This is a genomic window from Pseudomonas sp. TMP9 (assembly GCF_037943105.1).
Lineage (GTDB): Bacteria > Pseudomonadota > Gammaproteobacteria > Pseudomonadales > Pseudomonadaceae > Aquipseudomonas.
Map to the genome: position 1 here is coordinate 781,978 of NZ_CP149803.1, position 16,753 is coordinate 798,730.

A 16,753-nucleotide genomic window follows, 5' to 3' on the forward strand; every position below is an offset into this window, starting at 1 on the left:
GTACCAAGCTGCGTACCACTCCACTGCGTACCAGCCATTCGCTAGGCGTTAGGGGCATGTGGGTGCATACGGCCACATTGATCTGATCGAATACCGTTCGGCGCGTTAAACTACGTGTTTTTGTTTGAACACCCAGGAGCTATCGCGTGAACACGGAAAACCATTCCCAGACGGCCGCCTTTCTTTGGTCGATTGCCGATCTGTTGCGCGGGGACTTCAAGCAGTCCCAGTACGGCCGCATCATTCTGCCGTTTACCCTGTTGCGCCGGATGGAGTGCGTGCTCGCGCCGACCAAGGATGAGGTGGTCAAGCAGACCTTTGCGCAGGAAGGCCGCCCCGATACCGTGCGCGAGATGTTTCTGTTGCGCGCTGCTGATCAGCAGTTCTTCAACGCCTCGCCGCTGACCCTTGGCACGCTGTCGGACACCCAGACCGCCGCCGACCTAATGAGCTACGTGCAGGCATTCAGCAAGGATGCCCGCGAGATCTTTGAGCACTTCCACTTTGAGGATTTCGTTCAGCAGCTAGAAACCGCCAACCTGCTGTATCAGGTGGTGCAGCGTTTCGCCGCCACTGATCTGAGCCCCGAGTTCATCAGCAACTTCGGCATGGGCATCATCTTCGAAGAGCTGATCCGCAAGTTCGCGGAAAGCTCCAACGAAACCGCCGGGGAGCACTTCACCCCGCGCGATATCGTGCACCTCACCACCTCGCTGGTGATCACCGATCAGGACCACAAGCTCGCGCCCAACAGCATCGTCACCATCTATGACCCAACCGCCGGCACCGGCGGCTTTCTGTCCGAGGGTGATGAGTACATCCAGTCCATCAGCACAAAGGTCAGCGTGTCGCTGCACGGCCAGGAGCTCAACCCCGAGTCCTACGCCATCTGCAAGGCGGACATGCTGATCAAGGGCCAGGACGTGGCCAGCATCAAGCTCGGCAACACCCTGTCCAATGACCAGCTGGCCGACAAGCGCTTCGACTTTATGCTCAGCAACCCGCCGTTCGGCGTGGAATGGAAGAAGGTGCAAAAGCAGATCACCGACGAGCACAGCCACAAGGGCTTCGACGGTCGCTTCGGCCCCGGCCTACCGCGCGTCTCCGACGGTTCGCTGCTGTTCCTCCTGCACCTGGTCAGCAAGATGCGTGACCCGCGCGACGGCGGCTCGCGCATCGGCATCATCCTCAACGGCTCGCCGCTGTTTACCGGCGGCGCGGGTTCGGGTGAGTCGGAGATTCGCCGCTACCTGCTGCAGAACGATCTGGTCGAAGCCATCGTCGCGCTGCCCACCGACATGTTCTACAACACCGGCATCGCCACCTATGTGTGGATACTCAGCAACCACAAGGCCGCTGCGCGCCAGGGCAAGGTGCAGTTGATCGACGGCAGCCAGCACTACGCCAAAATGCGCAAGTCGCTGGGCAGCAAGCGCCAGTACATCACCGAGGATCAAATCAGCGAGCTGGTGCGCCTCTATGGCAGCTTCGAGCAAACCGCACAGAGCAAAATCTTCCCCATCGACGCCTTCGGCTATCGGCGCATCACCGTCGAACGCCCGCTACGCCTGAACTTCCAAGCCAGCGCCGAGCGCCTCGCTAAAGTGCTGGAAGAAAAAGCCCTGCAAAAGCTCGACAGCGCCGCTCAGCAGCAGCTACTGGCCGCACTGCAAGCCATGGACGCCAGTGTGTTGCACCGCAACCGCGAGCAGTTCAGCAAGCTGCTAAAAAAAGCTCTCACCGCCCACGGCGTCAGCCTCAGCACACCGGAGCTAAAAGCTTTGATGAGCGCCTTTAGCGAGCGCGACCCCGAGGCGGATATCTGCATGAGCAAGGGCCAGCCGGAAGCAGACGCCGGCCTGCGCGATAATGAGAACGTGCCGCTGGGCGAGTCGGTGCACGACTACTTCCAGCGCGAAGTCATCCCCCATGTACCGGATGCCTGGATCGACGAAAGCAAAACCGACGCGCTGGACGGCGAGGTCGGCATCGTCGGCTTCGAGATTCCCTTTAACCGCCACTTCTATGTGTTCCAGCCACCTCGCCCGCTGGTCGAGATCGACAGCGACCTGAAAGCCTGCACCGACCGCATCAAGCAGATGATCGAGGGGCTGTCAGCATGACGCTCCCTTGCTATCCGAAATACAAGGACTCGGGCGTAGAGTGGTTTGGTGATGTTCCTGAGCAATGGACTCTCTTACGTGGGGATGCATATATCAGTTCAATATCAAAGGTTGTGAGCGCTGAAAGCTTGAACGATAAAGAGGTCTTTCACTATTCAATACCCGTTGTTCAGGCATCCGGCGATGGGCAGCTTGAAGATGGAAGTGAGATCGATAGCTCAAAGCTTTTAGTTGAGCGCAAGCAAGTTTTGATATCCAAGCTTAATCCGAGAAAAAACACAGTTTGCTTGGCTCAACCGCATGATGCCCTTACTGTTTGTTCAGGCGAATTTGTTCCCCTGCAGTCAGACATTCTTAACCATAAGTGGGGCGGCCGCAAAATCTGAGTGCAACACCTGACCTTTCCGGTACGGTGCTGCCCCTATGTCTTATACCGAACTCAGCGTTGAAGAGCGCGCCACCATTCAAATCGGTCGTGCCCAGGGCTTCAGCCTGCGCGAGATTGCCTGCTTGATCACTCGATCCCCTTCGACCATCAGCCGGGAGTTGCGGCGTAATCAAGGTGCCTGTGGCGGCTACTCGGCCCGGGTGGCACAACAGCAGATGCAAGCCCGCCGGCAGGTGTGTCGACCGATGCGAAAGCTGTTGCCGGGTAGCGAGCGCTTCGCGTTGGTGACCCATATGCTGCGTGAGCGTTTGTCTCCCGAGCAGATTGCCGGCAAGCTGCGCAGCATGAATATTCCCAGCCTCAGAGAGGCCTACGTCTGTCGCGAGACGATCTATAACGCGATTTATGCCCTGCCGGTCGGCGAGCTGCGTAAGGAGTTGATCATCTGCTTGCGCCAAAGCAAGACGACGCGCAGACCGCGCTCTGGCGGCGTGGATCGGCGCGGCCAGATCCCTGAAATGGTCAGCATTCACGTGCGCCCCCCTGAAATCGAAGACCGGCTTATGCCGGGGCATTGGGAAGGCGACTTGATCAAGGGTAAAGCCAACGCCTCATCTGTAGGCACGTTGGTGGAGCGCACCAGTGGTTACTTGATGCTGGTGAAGATGAACGACGCGACGGCGACCTCGGCGATAGAGGGCTTCAGTGCAGCGCTCAATGGCATGCCGTTTGCGATGCGCAAGAGCATGACCTACGACCAAGGACGGGAGATGGCGCGGCACGCTGAGATCACCCAGAAAACGGGTGTAGCGATCTTCTTCTGTGACCCTCATAGCCCTTGGCAGCGAGGTAGCAACGAAAACATCAATGGCCTGATCCGCCAGTACCTGCCCAAAGGCACAGACCTGTCGGTACACAGCCAGGCAGAGTTGGATGCCATCGCTCTGCAACTGAACATGCGGCCGCGTAAGCGCTTCGACTTCAAGTGCCCCATCGAAGTTATGGGCGAGGTGATGCAAGCAGCCATGACAATGCGGCATGATGCTCCGACTTCAATTCATTAACCGTGTTGCACTCAGCTCCTGCAACCGCCTGGCTTTATTATCTTGTTGGGTCTGAAAACTTCAGGAAGCGACTTGAATCATTGGTTGAATCAGCTACTCGTAGCCATCAACGAGTTAACCCAACTGATATTTTGAAGTTTCAAGGCGCTTTTCCGTCTGCACTTGAGCAAACCCAAATCGCCCGCTTCCTCGACCACGAAACCGCCCGCATCGACGCGCTGATCGAAGAGCAGCAGCGCCTGATCGAACTGCTCAAGGAAAAGCGCCAGGCCGTGATTTCCCACGCTGTCACCAAAGGCCTCGACCCCACGGTGCCGATGAAAGACTCCGGCGTGGAGTGGCTAGGCGAGGTGCCGGCGCATTGGCAAATAGGCGCATTAAAACACTTCATTTCTCCTGTGCCCGGCGCTATCAAAACAGGGCCATTTGGAAGTCACCTGAAATCGGAAGATATGAAGGAAGGGCCTTATAAGGTTTTTAACCAGCGCAGTGTGATAGATGCTGACTTCAGTGCTGGGGATAATTTTATTTCGGAGGAAAAGTTCGCGGAGCTAAGAGGGTTTACTGCATTCCCTGGTGATGTATTAGTGACAACCAGAGGGACGATTGGACGAGCCGCCATTTTGCCAGATAACGCCGAAGTCGGAATTCTCCATCCTTGCTTACTCCGGGTTCAGGTAGAAAAATCGAAGATTACTTCGTCATACCTTTGTCGGCTAATTCAAGAAAGCCACCTGCTGAAAACGCAGCTTTCATTGATGAGCAATTCAACAACGATTGAGGTTATCTACTCCGAGACGATGGCCAATCTATTCATTCCTGTTCCTCCGATTACAGAGCAAGGGCTGATTGCAGCCTTTCTCGACGATGTAATCCGTAAATTTGGTGCTTTAACCAACGATGCAAATGAAAGCGTCAGGCTGCTCCAAGAACGCCGATCCGCCCTAATATCCGCCGCCGTCACCGGCAAAATCGACGTGCGCGGCTGGCAGCCACCGGCCAGCGTGCAAGCCCCCGTATTAGAAGCAGAGGCCGTATAAATGGCGGACAGCAAGGAAGCGCAATTCCAGCAGGATATTATCGACGCCCTGGCCGCCCAAGGCTGGCTGGTCGGCACCGCCAGCGGCTATGACCGGCGCACGGCGCTGTATACCGAGGATGTGCTGGGCTACTTCAAGGATGCCTGGCCGGAGCGTTGGGACAAGTTCGCCAAGGCCAACCCGAATAACCCGGATGATGTGCTGGTACAGAAGCTGGTGCGCGAGCTGGAGCAGAGCGGCACCCTCGATGTGCTGCGCCACGGCTTCAAGCTGCCAGCGGTAAAGGTTGAGCTGTGCAGCTTCCAGCCCGACCACGGCATGAACCCGGATACCCTTAAGCGCTACCAGTGCAATCGCCTGCGCGTGGTGCCGGAGGTGTCCTACTCGCCGCATGCGCGTGAAGCAGGCAGCGATGGGCAGAGCTACAACCCACGGCTGGACTTGGTGCTATTCGTTAACGGTATACCCACCGCCACGCTGGAGCTGAAAAGCGAGTTCAAGCAGTCGGTGGAAAACGCCAAGCGCCAGTACCGTTACGACCGCCCGGTAAAAGACCCGCTGACGCGCAAACCCGAGCCACTGCTGACCTTCAAGCGCGGCGCGCTGGTGCACTTTGCCGTGGGCCAGAACGAGGTGGCGATGACCACCAGGCTGGCGGGCAAGGACACCTTCTTCCTGCCGTTCAACCTCGGCAGCGCGGAAGGTGGCGCGGGCAACCCGATGCCGGAGGACGACAGCCACTACGCCACCAGCTACCTGTGGCAACGCCTGCTGCAGCCGGATGCCTGGCTCAAGGTGCTGGGGCGCTTTCTGCACCTGGACAAGAAAACCAGCGAAGGCTTCGACGGCACGCAGGTGACCAAGGAAACGATGATCTTCCCGCGCTACCACCAGTGGGAAGTGGTTAATCAACTGATCAACACCACCCGCGCCGAAGGCCCGGGCAAGCGCTATTTGATCCAGCACAGCGCCGGCTCGGGCAAGTCCAACTCCATCGCCTGGACCGCCCATCAACTGGCCTCGCTGTACGACGAGGCCGGCCAACGCCTGTTCAACTCGGTGATCGTGATTACCGACCGCACCGTTTTGGATAAGCAGCTGCAGGACACCATCTACCAGTTCGAGCATGCCCAGGGCGTGGTCAAACAGATCAACCGTGAAACCAGCAGTCAGAGCAAATCCGAGCAACTGGCCGAGGCGCTGGCCGAGCAGACGCGCATCATCATCGTCACCATCCAGACCTTCCCTGCGCTGTTCGATGCACTAGACAAGTACCCCAAGCTGGCCAGCGGGCGCTATGCAGTAATCGCCGACGAGGCGCATTCCTCGCAGACCGGCTCATCGGCCAGCAAGCTGAAACAGATTCTCGGCAGCGATGCCTTGGATGCTGAAGAAGTCAGCGCCGAAGAGCTGCTCGACGCCGCCGTGCAGGCACGCCAACCGAATGAGCGCATCAGCTACTACGCCTTTACCGCCACGCCCAAGGCCAAGACCCTGGAGCTGTTCGGTCGCCCGGCCGACCCGACGCTGCCGGCCAGTGCCAGCAATAAGCCGGAGGCATTTCACCTGTACTCCATGCGCCAAGCCATCGAAGAAGGTTTTATCCTCGACGTACTGCGCAACTACACCACCTACAGCACCGCCTGGAAGATCGCCCACCCGGATGGCGAAGACGACGAGGTGGACAGCAAGAAGGCGCGCATCAAGCTGGCCCGTTGGGTGCGTTTGCACCCGTACAACATCAGCCAGAAGGTTGAGGTAATCGTCGAGCACTTCCGCGCCAATATCCGTGGGCTGCTCAATGGCCAGGCCAAGGCCATGGTGGTCACCAGCAGCCGTCAGGAGGCGGTGCGCTACCAGTTGGCAGTGAAGGCTTATGTGCAGCAGATGGGTTACAGCGATGTGCACCCGCTGGTGGCGTTCTCCGGCAGCGTGTTGCCGGATGAGGTGATCCCCGAAGAGGTGACGGAAAGCAGCAGCCTGCTCAACGCCGGCCTGAATGGTCGCGACCTGGCGCAAGCGTTCGACACCCAAGACTTCAACGTGATGATCGCGGCCAACAAATACCAGACTGGCTTCGATCAGCCCAAGCTGTGCGCCATGTACGTGGACAAGAAGCTGCAAGGCGTGGACTGCGTGCAAACCCTGTCACGGCTGAACCGCACCTTCGGTGACAGCAAGGAAACCTTCATCCTCGACTTCTTCAATGAGCCGCAGGACATTCTCGATGCCTTCTTGCCGTACTACACCAAGGCCGAACTGACCGATGTAACCGACCCGCAGATCATCTACGACGTGCAGAAGACATTGGATGCCGAGGGTATCTATCACTGGCAGGAGGTCGAGGCGTTCGCCATGGCCTTCTTCGACCCCAAGGCGGCGGCCAGCAAGCTCAGTTATTACTGCACGCCAGCCAAGGAGCGTTTTGCCAAGCGTTATGCCTTCTCGGTGGAGTCGCGCCAGCAAGCGCTGGATTTCAAGCGCACCGCCGAAGCCAATGGCGACAGCGCCGGTCTGAAAAAAGCCGAGCATGCGCTGAAAGAGGCCGGCGAACAGGTGGACCAGCTCGACCTATTCCGCAAGAACCTGCAGAGCTTTGTGCGCCTGTACGAATTCCTCTCGCAGATCGTGCCGTATGAGGACCGCGAGTTAGAGCAGCTGTGCGTGTACGCCAAGCACCTGCACCCACTGCTGCGCGTGGATCGCCTGCAACAAGACGAGGTGGACGTGGGCGAGCTGCAACTGAGCCACTACCGCCTGAGCAAGCGCGCCGAGCATCAACTGCGTTTGAGCGAGGAAGACGGCGAATACACTCTCAAGCCTGGCAGCGACGTGGGTAGCGGTAAACCGCATGACCCGGAGAAGAAGCGCCTGTCGGAAATCATCGAGGCGCTAAACGATATCTTCGGGGCCGAGGTGAGTGATGACGACCAGCTGCAGTTTCTCACCGGCATCGCCCAGCGCATCAGCCGTCAGGAGGATGTGATGGCTCAGGTAAATAACCATTCGGTGGAGCAAGTGATGCACGGCCTGTTCCCCAAGCGCGTACTGGACACCGTGCTCGACGCCATGACCGACCACGAGAAACTGTCGCTGGAAGTGCTGGATAACGAGACGAAGAGCCGAGCGTTTGCGTTGGTGATATTGAAGATGCTGAAGACGGCGGCGGGGATTGATCAGAACGGCGTGCACGGCGTTTAAGTGCGTAGCCCGGAAGTATTCCGGGGGCAGTTTTATCGCGCGTGGATTTCCCGGATTTCATCCGGGCTACAACTGGATTGCTAGCACGGGTAAGGAGTAGGGATGTCGATTCCGGATTTTCAAAGCGCAATGCGCCCGGTGCTGGCCACCGTGCAGAACGGTGTGCCGCTGCCACTCAATGAGTTGCGCGAGCGGGTGGCCGATCAATTCCAGCTGACCGAGGATGAGCGCAAGGAGCGCCTGCCCTCGGGCCATCAAACGGTAATCAACAATCGTGTGGGCTGGGCACGTACCTACCTGAACAAGGCCGGGCTGCTGTGCATTCCCACTAAGGGCATGGTGCAGATCACGCCACGCGGCCTTAATGCCTTGGCCAATGGTCCGGAGCGCATCACGGTGAGTTGGTTGAAGCAGTTCCCCGAGTTCGCTGACTTCCATACCGCCAAACCGCAAGCAGCTGACGCACCCGCTGTGCTGGACGTTGAGATTGCCGAAACCACCCCGGACGAGCAGTTGGCCGAGGCGCATCAGGCGCTGGTGCAGTCCCTTGCAGACGAGCTGCTGGCGCAGGTACGGGCGGCCACGCCGAGCTTCTTTGAGCAGTTGGTGGTCGATCTGATGATTGCCATGGGCTACGGCGGCTCTCGCAAGGAAGCCGGCAAGGCGACCCAGGCCACCAACGATGGCGGCATCGACGGCATCATCAAAGAGGACAAGCTCGGCCTCGACGTGATCTACCTGCAGGCCAAGCGCTGGAGCAACACGGTGCATCGTCCGGAGATCGACAAGTTCATCGGTGCATTGACCCGCCAGCGAGCACGCAAAGGTGTGTTTATCACCACCTCAGAGTTCTCCGTGGGTGCCCGTGAAGCAGCTCTGGGGCTGGATATCAAAGTGGTGCTGATCGACGGTGTGGAGCTGGCCCGGTTGATGGTTGAGAACAACCTAGGCGTGAGCGTTAAGCAGGTGTACGAGGTGAAGCAACTGGACAGTGATTACTTCGCGGAAGAGTGATGGCTCTCGAACAGCAGGGCTGAGCTTATCAACTCCCGGCGTACACAATCCTGCTCTCGTAGTTCTGCTGCTAAGTCGCGCAACATAAGCCTTTCGCCACCGCGCCAAGCGTTGTGTGATGAGGCTGCCTTGCCTTCAGCGCTGGTCGGCCCGCTGCTTTGCTCCCACGGTCGCCATAGCCGGATCAGCTCCGCCTGCCGAGCCCGTCGCTCGGATGTCCAACCGTTCGCCATGCTGCACCTCCAATAGTTCGTTTTGCATCTTTGGGTTTTTCCGCGTGCGCGCGGGTTTCGCTGCAGTGCCGTTGTTGACTTGAACCTGATTGCCGATGTTGGCCTGTTTGACGAAAGCAAACTGCTTCGGTGTCTTGAGTTCGACCAGTGTCTGCAATGTTGCGCGGGCTTGATTTTGTGCTTTCAGTGCCAGCCGCATGTAGAGCTCTAGCTTGTCTATGCGCCCGTCAGTCATCGCTTTAGTGGCCAGCTTGGCGAATAAGCCGTCGAGGGTATGCGCCTGGGCAATCAGCATGCTTTCAGCGCGCTTCAGGTCGCCATTGTGAATGGCAGCAGATTGCTTCGACAGCTCGCTGACCATCTCAGTAACATGGGCGTGATCAATGTTCTGGCAGATGGTTAGTACGGTTGCGCTAAGGCATTCGGGCGAGGTAACGACGCGGGCCATGGCCTGCTTGTCGCTCTCGTCGGGCTTTTTTTCGGCACGCAGGTCTAATTTCATTTCAGGCACTCAAGCAGTGGTGGTTCGGGAGGGTTTAACTCATTGCTTGCAGGTTGAAAGTAATCAGCAAGCCATTCTTCAGTTGTTTGTTCTTCAGGTCTTTTGTGCAAAGAGGTGGGGGAGGTAAGTGCCGTGTTATCGCGTGTACTGATTACCGCTTTACCGTAGTTTGCGGAACACGTAGCTGAACTCTCCTGCAGCTCAGGTTTTATATAGGCTTGAGGTGAATCCTTGTCCGGCATGCGTGTATGGCGGTTGTCCGTGGTTTGTCCGCTAACTGTCCGGCTGTTATCTGGCTGAAAGGCCTTGCGTATACCGACGACAGAGATCGATAACGGGGCGATTGTTCCCGCGTCCAACCGGTTCTCTTGGCCTGGCGCTTTGTTCGCGGTGAACAGGATGCCTCGCAGGTTGCCCATGTAGTCGTACAGTGACGACAGGCGTTTGGGCAGGGGTAATTGGGTGGAATGCCAGAAGCGATAGAAGTTACTGCGCTTGCCTATGCGGAAGTGTCCTTTGGGCAGCGGGCTGCCTTTGCTCCCTGCTTTGGTGGAGCGATCCCTGGTCAAGTCTGCGTTGAAAATGGTGTAGGTGTTGATGCCTGTCACGACTGAGGCGAGTTGCAATGTCACGCCGGCTGCTTTGCTGCGGCCATACCAGCCTGTTGTGTAGCTGACATATTCGTATGCTTCGATGCCTAAGGCCGCCAGGATTTCACGCAGTAATACCGGTGAGTGATCCTGCAGCCAATGCTCAGGCACGCTTTTTCCACTTGCTGGATTTATGACAAGTCGACCCTGCTCAATGCTTACTGCATCGCCGCGATTGATGAGGGTCGTTAGGAGGGCGCTCATTTGCATTATTGTGTTCTGGCCGTGGGCGCGGATTACTCCGCGTCCCGCGCCTTGATCTTTGCAGCTAGCCAAGCGTTCAGTTCAGCGATGACGTAGTAAGCCGCAGCCTGACGGCTGTCGCTGAACTTGATGGGTTTTGGAAAGGTGGGATCTTTCTTGCGCAGTTTGTCCAAGCCTGAGCGAGTCTGGCCTATGGCCTTGTAAACATCAGGCTGAGCAATTAATGCTTGGTCGATGATGGGGTGAGCTGGGTGCATATGAGCGCCTCCATATAGGTATGGGACGCAGTTTCGGACGGCTGACCAGACCCAGGTCTACTAGACCGCCAGACCTAATTTCCGGGTCTAGTAGAGGTCATTTCTTTGAGAAATGCTTTCCATGCATTGATGAGCTTTTTGCTCTTTGCGCTATTTTGCTGTGATGCGCCAGCAAAAAGTTCACCTGGGGCCGTCAATCCTGATTGTATAAGCCATCGCCAGCAGGCATCTCTAGCTCCAGGCAGACCCTTTGTTGGCTTTGATAACTGAGCCGCGTTGTATTCTTGCTGCTCTCCAAACCACCGACGAATATGTTTCAGGCGCTCATCGTTGATCGAGCCTCCCGGCGTCAAGATCTCTTCTGGCTGAGCTTGGCCTTGGGCTGCCTGCTCGTCTTGATCAGGCTTGAGGAACGATGCCAATCGTTTTATATCGCTCGGCCTGACAAGGAATGGTCTGCTTTCTTGGTTCGTCAGCGTCCAAGAGAAAACGTGCGATAGCTCTGAATCTTCCTGATCTGAAAGCGCAACAGCCATTCCTGTCACGTTGATCCCACCGATATTGTCTTGTTCAAAGGCCTCGTAAGCACAGACAGGAGAGTCGACTTGGCAACGCTCTATGCCTATGACTTGCTGCATAACAAATCCACTGCCAATTTTCGCCGCAATGAGGCCTTCAAGCGCAGAGCAGTCGATGTAAACAGGTGTCGAATAACGCTCGCACAACTCCATAACGTATCTGCTGGGTAGCGTAAAAGGGGACTCGATCAGATGGCCCAACCATTGGCCTGCCATATCGATATCTATGTACTCCAGGGAGTTGAAAAACTTATCCATTTCTTCGTTCTCTCGGGCAGGCCGCTCTAATTGGGCAGGTAAACAGGAGGATGAAAATCCGCATTCAGGGCCGACCCAAGACCAGTCGGTGAACTGTTAAGCGCGCTTGAACTCCACCACGTTGCCACTAGCTAGCTTGTCCAAGTGATCGGCATACCACTGCATCATCACCTTGCGCTGTTCCAGATAGGTGCTCTTGTCATAAACACCTCGGACACCTTCTTTGACATGCGAGAGCTGGGCCTCGACGTGCTGCGAGTCGAAGCCGTTTTCGTTGAGGATGGTGCTGGCCAGATGACGGAAGCCATGACCGGTTTGGCGGCCTTCGTAACCCAAGCGGCGCAGGGCCATAAGGAAGACGGTATTCGACCGGGCTTTTGTCGTGTTACCACGACCAGGAAAAAGCAGAGGATAGCTACCGGTGATGTTGTGCAGCTCGCGTAAGAGTGCGACTGCCTGAGTAGGCAGCGGCACTAGGTGTTCGCGGCGGCGCTTCATGCGCTCAGCGGGGATAAGCCATTGGCATGTATCGAGGTCGATCTCTTTCCAGCTGGCTTCGCGCAATTCCGAGGGCCGGCATGCAAGCATGGTCAGTAGACGTAACCCGATACGTACATCGGGCGCATGCGGATAAGCGCGGATTGCTCGAAGCAGCGCTGGCATTTCTTCTAGGGATACATGGGCAAAGTTTTCTACTGGTTTGGTCAGTAGGAATTTATGCAGCCCTTCGAGAGGGTTGTGAGTCGCTCGGCCAGTGACGCGGGCTAGATCGTAGACTTCTCGGCACATGCCGCGCACGCGACTGGTTTGCTCAACGATCCCGGTCTGTTCCATGTCACGCAGGAACTTCATCCACTCCATGGGCGTAATGCCGGCGTAGGGCCGCTTGCCGAATACGGGAAATACATGCTTTTCCAGCGCGCCGATGGTGCGAACGGCTGTGCCTTCTGACCAGGTTTTGCGCTTGGTGGCATACCACTCACGCGCCAGGTGTTCGAAGGTGTTGTTGGCCGCTTCGGCCTCAGCGGCCTTCTTGGCTTGTTTGGTGGCCAGCATGCTGCCGTCTTTGGTCGTTGCATCGCGCAACTCGCGGACTTTTCTGCGGGCCTGTTCACCGGTGAGCTGATGTTCACCCTTGCCATAGCCGCCGAGCCCTAGCCATGACCATTGGCCATCCGGCTTTTTGTAGCGCAGTTGCCATGATTTCGAGCCGTCTGGCTTAACGCGAAGGTAAAGACCGTCGCCATCAAGCTCGCGGTATTCCTTGGCATCTGCCTCCAGGCTGGCCAGCACGGTGTCCGCCATTGGGCGCTTCTTGATTTCGCCGCGCTTCATCCTTGTATCCCTCTGGTTCATCTTTTCATAAAGGATACACAGGGGGATACACGAAGGGCAATGCTATGGGTATGCATGTGGGTACGTGTAGAAACAAGAAGCCCCGCACCAGGCGGGGCTTCTAAGGGTGTTTCCAGTCATGTGGGAACATGTGGAAACTTACATTTGGTGGAGCCGGGGGGATTTGAACCCCCGTCCGCCAGTTCTCCGCTGTTGGTTCTACATGCTTAGCCGTGTCTATTGAGTTAACCCGCAGCCGCCCGACGGGCAGGGTGCTTTGGGCGAGTTGTGTAAGTTTTAGGCGCTTCGTCCACAACGTACTAGGCGACGATTCTGTTCTATATGACAATCATTTCGGGTTTACAGACATCCCCTAATGATTGCTGGAGCCGAAGCTACCAGAAGTGCGACTAGGCTGCTTACGCAGCTAGTTGAGCACCGTAATTGTCATCATTGGCAATTATAGAGTTTTGCAACAGTGGATTTACGAGTTCTGTTACCAACTCGGCATGCCCCTCGAGTTTCGCTACCGGCGTCGAATCCTAATCGGCCCCAAAACTGTCGTTGCTAGTTTCAGACGCGAGTCTACGCCAAAGGTTCCATAGCGTCGACCCAGCAATTGCCAAGCTGACGCTCAAAGTGGGCTCGTCTCACCAAGGCAAACGATTTAGCACAAGCGCATCGAGTAGCCCTGTTTCCGTGATGCATGGGCTATTAATTTGCAGCTATTGGCTGACACTTAATAATTGCATGGCCTCACTGAGTACTTTGACCGACTGACTATGATCGCCAGTTTTGTGCAGGGCTTCGCCTTCGCTGCGCAGCTGTTGCACTTGCGCCAGCACTGTGGCATCGCTTGGCGGGTTGGTTTTTAGCAGCTCATCAATCTTGGCCATATCTGCCGGGCAGTGCATGGCCCAGAGTGAGGTGCTGAGTAATGCGGTGGCAAAAAAAGCAGCGAGACGATGCATGGCTAATCTCCAGTAATACAAGTGAGATTTGAGTATAGAGGCCCCGTCCTAAGCGACTGAGCCATTGGTCTGTTTAATGCTTAGGCCATAGCGCTGCTGACCCGGTCTAGCAGATAGACCAGTCCGTGATAATCGATGCCGCCATGTTGGCTCAGGCCGATTTCGCAGGTGCGGCTGGTGCTGATGCCTTCCTCGCAGTACTGCACGGCGGATTTCAGGCTGCGCAGGGCGTGGCTGTTCAATTCTGGGGTGGTAAAGCCCTTGTCTCCGGCAAAGCCGCAGCAGTGGATGCCTTCAGGGATGACCACTTCAGTGGTGCAGCGGCGCACGATGTCGATCAGCCCTTGCGCCTCGCCCAGGTGTTGCGTGCTGCAGGTGACATGCACGGCGACCGGTTTGTCTTGTGGGGTGATATCAAGCCGTTCGAGCAAGTGCTCGCGGATAAATTTCACCGGGTCATGCAGCTTGAGTCGCGTGTCTAATCCATCCTGAATCAGCCGCAGGGTGCAGGGGCTGGTGTCGCAGTAGATCGGATCGAGGCCGCCACGGCTGGCTTTGAGCAACGCATTGATCAGCTCCTGCTTTTTGCGTTCGGCCTGTTCGCTATAGCCCTTGGAAGCAAACGGTTGGCCGCAGCAGAGGGTGTCTAGGTCAGCCGGGAACACCACTTGGAAGCCGCCTTTCTCCAGCAGTGCGCGGGTCTTGTCCAGCAATGGTATTTGTTCGGCATCACTTGCCGCCGGCCCCATGGCGCGTGATACGCAGGCGGCTAAATACACCACGCGCGGCCGTGCATCGGCAATGACTGCGGGCAGCTGCAAGCGCTGCACGGGTTGCGGCATGGCTGACGTCCATTGCGGCACGCGTCCGTGACTGGCTTTGCTAATGGCGGCCGAGGTGCGGCTGAGCAGGGCCGCGCCCATGACCATGCGCGCGCCGTTAGCCACATGCAGCATGACCCGTGTGCCCTGCATGGCGCGGTGGAAATTATTGGCCAGCCAGTCGGCGCTGCGCGGGCTGTTGGCGTCCCGGCTGCGCAGTTGGCGCACCAGATCACCGGTATTGATGCCTACCGGGCAGCGCTGGGCGCAAAGACCCGTAGCGGCGCAGGTGTCGATGCCTTGGTATTGATAGGCCGCTTCCAACTCACGGGTGTCGATGCCGTGGCGTTTTTTCGCTTGGATATCGCGCCAGATCACGATGCGTTGGCGCGGGCTGAGGGTCAGACCTTTGGATGGGCACACCGGCTCGCAGAAGCCGCACTCGATGCACTTGTCGATGATTTTATCGGCGGCGGGCAGCGGTTTAAGATTTTTCAGGTGCAGATGTGGGTCATCCGACAGCACCACATCCGGATTGAGGATGCCTTGCGGGTCGAGCAGGCGTTTGATCTGCCACATCAATTGATAGGCCTCGCGGCCCCATTCCAACTCGACGAAGGGCGCCATATTCCGGCCGGTGCCGTGTTCGGCTTTTAGCGAGCCGCCAAACTCCACCGCCACCAACTGCGTGACGTCTTCCATAAAGGCGGAGTAGCGGGCTTTCTCTGCCTCACTGTCAAAGCCTTGGGTAAACACGAAGTGCAGGTTACCTTCCAGTGCATGGCCGAAGATGATCGCCTCTTCATAGCCGTGCCTGTCGAATAGCGCGAGCAGGCGGTTAACGCCCTCGGCGAGTTGTTCGATGGGGAAGGTCACGTCTTCGATAATCACCGTGGTGCCGGTTTGGCGCACGGCTCCCACGGCGGGGAAGGTGTCCTTGCGGATTTTCCACAGCAGGTTGTAGACGGCTGGGTCTTCGCTGAAGTCCACCTGCTTATCCAAGGGGAAGTCGGCGATGGCGGCCATGATCAGCGCGAGTTGTTCGTGCAGCAGGCTTTGGCTGGCGGCGCGGGATTCAATCAGCAGGGCGCAGGCGTTATTGGACAAGCCCTTGACCCATTCCGGCATGCCGGGTTTGGCCTGCACCGAGCGCAGGCTGCGGCGGTCCAGCAGTTCCACGGCGGACACCGGCTGTTGTTTGAGCACGGTTACCGCGCGGCAGCAGCTTTCTACATCGGGGAACACCAGCAAGGCGCTGGCCTTGTGCGGGTGGTCGGGCACTGTGTTGTAGGTGACGGCGCTGATAAAACCCAGCGTGCCTTCGGAGCCGACCAGCAGGTGGCTGAGGATGTCCAGCGGCTGATCGAAGTCGACCAAGGCGTTGAGCGACAGACCCGTGGTGTTTTTTAGTCGGTATTTATGACGGATTTTCGCGGCCAATTCAGTGTTGGCGCGGGTGCTGCGGCCCAGCTCACCCAGTTGCGCCAGCAGCTCGGCATGGCTGGCGCTAAAGCGCGTGTTGCTGAGTGGGTCTTCAGTATCTAAAACCGTGCCGTCAGCCAACACCAGCCGAATACCCGCCAAGGTGTGGTAGCTGTTTTGCGCCGTACCGCAGCACATGCCACTGGCGTTGTTGGCGACGATGCCGCCGATCTTGCAGGCGTTGATGGAGGCCGGGTCGGGGCCGATTTTGCGCTGAAAGGGCGCCAGTACGGCGTTCGCCTGAGCGCCGATCACCCCTGGTTGTAGGCGGATTTGCCTGCCCTCGTCACGGACTTCGCGGCCGTTCCAGTTATCGCCCAGCATGATCAGCACTGAATCGCTAATGGCTTGGCCGGAGAGGCTGGTGCCAGCGGCACGGAAGGTCACGGGTACCTGGTGGTTACCCGCGAGCTTGAGCAGCTCAACCACCTCCAGCTCCGCCTCGACGCGCACCACCAGCTTGGGGACCAGCCGGTAAAAGCTGGCATCGGTACCGAAGGCCAAGGTCGACAGCGGGTCGTCAAAACGTCGATCCTGCGGGATCAAGTGCTCGACAGCGGTGAGAAAGGCGATGGGCAGGCTCATGGTGGCTCCGGTTATCGGCGGTCATGCGAGTTGTCTCTCCTCTCCCG

13 protein-coding genes and 1 other RNA gene are annotated in these 16,753 nt (G+C 57.6%); 6 read left to right on the top strand and 8 right to left on the bottom strand.

Features of this window, described 5'->3' with window-relative positions; all coding sequences use genetic code 11:
- The first annotated feature begins 146 nt into the window (after positions 1-146).
- The 6 genes from WF513_RS03755 to WF513_RS03780 all read left to right on the top strand — a co-directional run bounded on the left by WF513_RS03755 (position 147) and on the right by WF513_RS03780 (position 8,830).
- On the top strand, positions 147-2,123 hold the full coding sequence (locus WF513_RS03755) for a class I SAM-dependent DNA methyltransferase (RefSeq protein WP_339081584.1): 1,977 nt from the start codon (positions 147-149) through the stop codon (positions 2,121-2,123).
- Positions 2,120-2,509, top strand: a complete 390-nt coding sequence (locus WF513_RS03760) for a hypothetical protein (protein WP_339081586.1) — start codon at positions 2,120-2,122, stop codon at positions 2,507-2,509. The genes WF513_RS03755 and WF513_RS03760 overlap by 4 nt, the downstream gene beginning before the upstream one ends.
- Before the next feature lie 37 nt (positions 2,510-2,546).
- Positions 2,547-3,575, top strand: coding sequence for an IS30 family transposase (locus WF513_RS03765; RefSeq protein WP_339081588.1), 1,029 nt, complete (start codon positions 2,547-2,549; stop codon positions 3,573-3,575).
- Positions 3,576-3,577: 2 nt separating this feature from the next.
- Positions 3,578-4,615 (top strand): restriction endonuclease subunit S, encoded by a 1,038-nt coding sequence (locus WF513_RS03770; RefSeq protein WP_339081590.1) that lies wholly within the window; start codon positions 3,578-3,580, stop codon positions 4,613-4,615.
- The gene (locus WF513_RS03775; RefSeq protein WP_339081592.1) at positions 4,616-7,816 is read left to right on the top strand and encodes a DEAD/DEAH box helicase family protein; all 3,201 of its coding nucleotides are present in this window, start codon (positions 4,616-4,618) and stop codon (positions 7,814-7,816) included. It abuts the gene before it with no gap.
- 102 nt (positions 7,817-7,918) lie between these two features.
- The gene (locus WF513_RS03780) at positions 7,919-8,830 is read left to right on the top strand and encodes a restriction endonuclease (RefSeq protein WP_339081594.1); all 912 of its coding nucleotides are present in this window, start codon (positions 7,919-7,921) and stop codon (positions 8,828-8,830) included.
- Positions 8,831-8,965: 135 nt separating this feature from the next.
- Here the strand turns inward: WF513_RS03780 and WF513_RS03785 are convergent, their stop codons facing one another.
- The 8 genes from WF513_RS03785 to WF513_RS03820 all read right to left on the bottom strand — a co-directional run bounded on the left by WF513_RS03785 (position 8,966) and on the right by WF513_RS03820 (position 16,706).
- Positions 8,966-9,565 carry a hypothetical protein gene (locus WF513_RS03785; RefSeq protein WP_339081596.1) on the bottom strand — a complete coding sequence of 200 codons (600 nt, stop codon included), beginning with the start codon at positions 9,563-9,565 and terminating at the stop codon, positions 8,966-8,968.
- A complete protein-coding gene (locus tag WF513_RS03790) occupies positions 9,562-10,425 on the bottom strand; it encodes a hypothetical protein (RefSeq protein WP_339081598.1) in 864 nt (287 codons plus the stop codon). Before WF513_RS03790 ends, WF513_RS03785 begins: the two co-directional genes overlap by 4 nt.
- Positions 10,426-10,451: 26 nt before the next feature.
- Positions 10,452-10,676 carry a transcriptional regulator gene (locus WF513_RS03795; RefSeq protein WP_339081600.1) on the bottom strand — a complete coding sequence of 75 codons (225 nt, stop codon included), beginning with the start codon at positions 10,674-10,676 and terminating at the stop codon, positions 10,452-10,454.
- 74 nt (positions 10,677-10,750) lie between these two features.
- Positions 10,751-11,512 (bottom strand): hypothetical protein, encoded by a 762-nt coding sequence (locus tag WF513_RS03800; RefSeq protein WP_339081602.1) that lies wholly within the window; start codon positions 11,510-11,512, stop codon positions 10,751-10,753.
- A gap of 96 nt (positions 11,513-11,608) precedes the next feature.
- Positions 11,609-12,847 carry a tyrosine-type recombinase/integrase gene (locus WF513_RS03805; RefSeq protein ID WP_339081604.1) on the bottom strand — a complete coding sequence of 413 codons (1,239 nt, stop codon included), beginning with the start codon at positions 12,845-12,847 and terminating at the stop codon, positions 11,609-11,611.
- A 166-nt stretch (positions 12,848-13,013) separates the two neighbouring features.
- Positions 13,014-13,401: a transfer-messenger RNA gene (ssrA, locus tag WF513_RS03810) on the bottom strand.
- Between the two features lie 171 nt (positions 13,402-13,572).
- A complete protein-coding gene (locus WF513_RS03815; RefSeq protein WP_339081606.1) occupies positions 13,573-13,818 on the bottom strand; it encodes a hypothetical protein in 246 nt (81 codons plus the stop codon).
- A gap of 80 nt (positions 13,819-13,898) precedes the next feature.
- Positions 13,899-16,706 carry an FAD-binding and (Fe-S)-binding domain-containing protein gene (locus tag WF513_RS03820; protein ID WP_339081608.1) on the bottom strand — a complete coding sequence of 936 codons (2,808 nt, stop codon included), beginning with the start codon at positions 16,704-16,706 and terminating at the stop codon, positions 13,899-13,901.
- Positions 16,707-16,753 lie beyond the last annotated feature (47 nt).